The sequence below is a fragment of the Planktothrix sp. FACHB-1355 genome, assembly GCF_014748295.1.
Classification (GTDB): Bacteria; Cyanobacteriota; Cyanobacteriia; order Cyanobacteriales; family Aerosakkonemataceae; genus Aerosakkonema; species Aerosakkonema funiforme_A.
The window spans coordinates 1-2,763 of the sequence record NZ_JACJUP010000978.1; the positions used below are offsets into that span (position 1 = coordinate 1).

General features: G+C 44.6%; 3 protein-coding genes. 2 read left to right on the forward strand and 1 reads right to left on the reverse strand.

All coding sequences use genetic code 11. From position 1 onward, the window contains the following. Nucleotides 1-994 (forward strand): efflux RND transporter periplasmic adaptor subunit (locus H6S82_RS27815; RefSeq protein ID WP_206756906.1); only part of this gene is annotated, 994 nt, incomplete at its 5' end. A gap of 31 nt (nucleotides 995-1,025) precedes the next feature. Here H6S82_RS27815 and H6S82_RS27820 read toward each other — a convergent pair. Beyond that, nucleotides 1,026-1,382: a pentapeptide repeat-containing protein gene (locus H6S82_RS27820; protein WP_190467275.1), complete on the reverse strand. Its 357-nt coding sequence runs from the start codon at nucleotides 1,380-1,382 to the stop codon at nucleotides 1,026-1,028. Between the two features lie 216 nt (nucleotides 1,383-1,598). On the opposite strand from H6S82_RS27820, the gene mnmG reads away from it, so the two are divergent. After that, nucleotides 1,599-2,763: tRNA uridine-5-carboxymethylaminomethyl(34) synthesis enzyme MnmG (mnmG, locus tag H6S82_RS27825; RefSeq protein WP_191057076.1), on the forward strand; the 1,165-nt coding region annotated here is incomplete at its 3' end.

Here is a 2,763-nt window from a genome sequence, read left to right on the forward strand (position 1 = left end):
AAAAGAACAAGCAAATTTAAATAAGCTTTTGAACACCCCTAGAAAAGAAGAAGTAGAATTAGCCGAAAAAGAAATTGACGTTGCCAAACAACAAGTGGAAGTATCTAAGCAAGAAATCGAAGTGGCTCGCCAAGAAGTGGAAGTCGCTAAAAAGCAGCTCGATTCTGCGAAATCGAGGTTTGAGTTCAGTTCCCGCGAGGCTGACCGCTACAAATTTTTAGCCAAACAAGGCGCTGTTTCTACGCAAGCATTTGAAGATAAGCAAAAGCTGGCTGATGCGGATAGCGTGAAAGTGGAAGAAAGCTTGAAAAATTTGTTGGTTAAGGAAAATGAGGTACAGTCAAAACGAAGCACGCTAACTACCAGAGAAACAAGTGTACAAGAGAAAGAAACTAACTTAAAATTAGTGTTGAGTGGCGCTCATCCAGATGATATTGCCGCAGCTCGCAAACAGGTTGAAGCTGCTCGTGCTGAGCTTAAACGATTGGAACAACAGTTAAAATACAATAAAGATCAACTTCAGCGCACGCAATTGTTAATGCCTATAGATGGTTATTTAGTCACTCCCTATCTCGACCAAAAGGTGGGCAGTTATTTAGATCGAGGCGATACATTTGCAGTCAGTGAGGACGATCGCCACATTCGCGGTGAGGTGAAAGTTCCGGAGTATAATGCAGGTGAATTCGTTGTGGGTGCAGAGGTGGAAGTCAAACTTGCTGCATATCCGGATGTATCTTTTATGGGAAAAGTAGTTTCGATCGAGCCTACTGCTGCTAGCGAGTCGAGTTCTGCGACTACTACTGGCGAACATACTTCTAGTTCGACAGAACGAATTATTAGAGTGATTGTAGACCTTCCCAATGTAGACAAAACCCTGAAAGCCGGACTGACTGGTTATGCAAAAATTCAAGGTAGCGATAAACCAGTAATTGTAGCATTTACTCGTCCCATTGTCCGCTACATACAACTGGAAGTTTGGTCTTGGTTACCTTGATTATATTTAGACCTCGCTAGATTAATCAATTTTAACCGATATTGGCATAAGTTAAAAAAGCAAAAGATAAGTCAGCAGCACGTAAATTGGCATTACTTAGATTGGCATCTCTCAGCTTGGTACGTGAGAGGTCTGCATCAGATAAGTTAACATGATGAAGGTTTGCACTTTCCAAGTTAGCTTTGCTCAAGTTTATACGTAAAAGATTGGCATAATATAAATTAGTTTTACTCAAGTTAGCACCTGAAAGGTTAGCATCCACTAAGTTAGCCTCTCTCAGATTAATACCTTCTAGATTGGCATTCTGTAAGTCAGCCTCTCTCAAGTCAGCTTTAGAAAAATCTCTTTCTCCTGTGGCATAACGAGTGATTAGTTCAGCAGCATCCATATATACTTTTTTGGTAAAATCACAGCTAACGAAATTATCCCAAAAATTTGTCAGGTGCTGTCGTAAAGCTAATTATGCAGCGTGTAAAGTTTTGTTACATAAATAAACTGTTTGAAATGGCGATCGCATATAAAAAGATGCACGGCGAGGCAAAACCTGAGCATCCATTGCAACCGCTAAAATAAGGCTTGAGTCCTTGTTGCCGTGACGCTTACCATGACCGCACACACTCCCGTACAATTCCTAGACGCCTTTGATGTTATCGTTGTCGGTGCAGGTCACTCCGGCTGCGAAGCCGCACTTGCTACCGCACGACTCGGTTGTCGCACTCTGCTGCTAACGCTGAATCTGGATAAAATTGCTTGGCAACCGTGCAATCCCGCAGTAGGTGGCCCTGCGAAGTCGCAATTGACACATGAGGTAGATGCACTCGGCGGCGAAATCGGTAAAATGGCCGATCGCACTTATCTGCAAAAGCGCGTGTTAAACTCCTCCAGAGGGCCGGCAGTTTGGGCTTTACGCGCACAAACTGACAAGCGGGAATATGCGGCGATGATGAAACGGATTGTCGAAAATCAGGAAAATCTGACAGTCCGCGAAGGTATGGTGACGGATTTGGTACTCGGTAAAAATGACGAGATTATCGGTGTCGAAACATACTTCGGCGTGGCGTTTCAGTGCAAATCCGTAATTCTAACTACCGGTACATTCCTGGGTGGTAAGATTTGGGTGGGTAACAAATCGATGGCGGCGGGACGTGCGGGGGAATTTGCTGCTGTTGGTTTGACGGAAACATTAAATAGATTGGGTTTTGAAACGGGACGTTTAAAGACGGGAACTCCGGCGCGAGTTGATAAGCGATCGGTCGATTACAGTAAAATGGAATCGCAACCGGGTGATGCAGAGGTGCGCTGGTTCAGCTTTGACCCGGAAGTTTGGGTGGAACGGGAACAAATGCCGTGTCACATGACCCGCACCACCGCAGAAACTCATCGCTTAATTAGAGAAAATCTGCACCTGTCTCCCGTTTACGGTGGTTGGGTGGATGCGAAAGGGCCGCGTTATTGTCCTAGCATTGAAGATAAAATTGTCCGATTCGCCGATAAGGAAAGTCACCAAATCTTTATCGAACCGGAAGGTCGCGATATCCCAGAATTGTATATCCAAGGTTTCTCCACTGGTTTGCCGGAGAATTTGCAATTGCAGATGTTGCGGAGTCTCCCAGGTTTGGAAAATTGCACGATGCTGCGTCCGGCTTACGCGGTTGAGTATGATTATTTACCTGCAACTCAGTGTTTTCCCACACTGATGACTAAGAAAATAGAGGGTTTGTTCTGCGCTGGACAAATTAACGGTACTACTGGATACGAAGAAGCAGCAG

Bases quoted from the DNA above. Each gene is read 5' to 3' on its own strand.
- H6S82_RS27820 (WP_190467275.1), bottom strand. From the start codon at position 1,382: ATGGATGCTGCTGAACTAATCACTCGTTATGCCACAGGAGAAAGAGAT.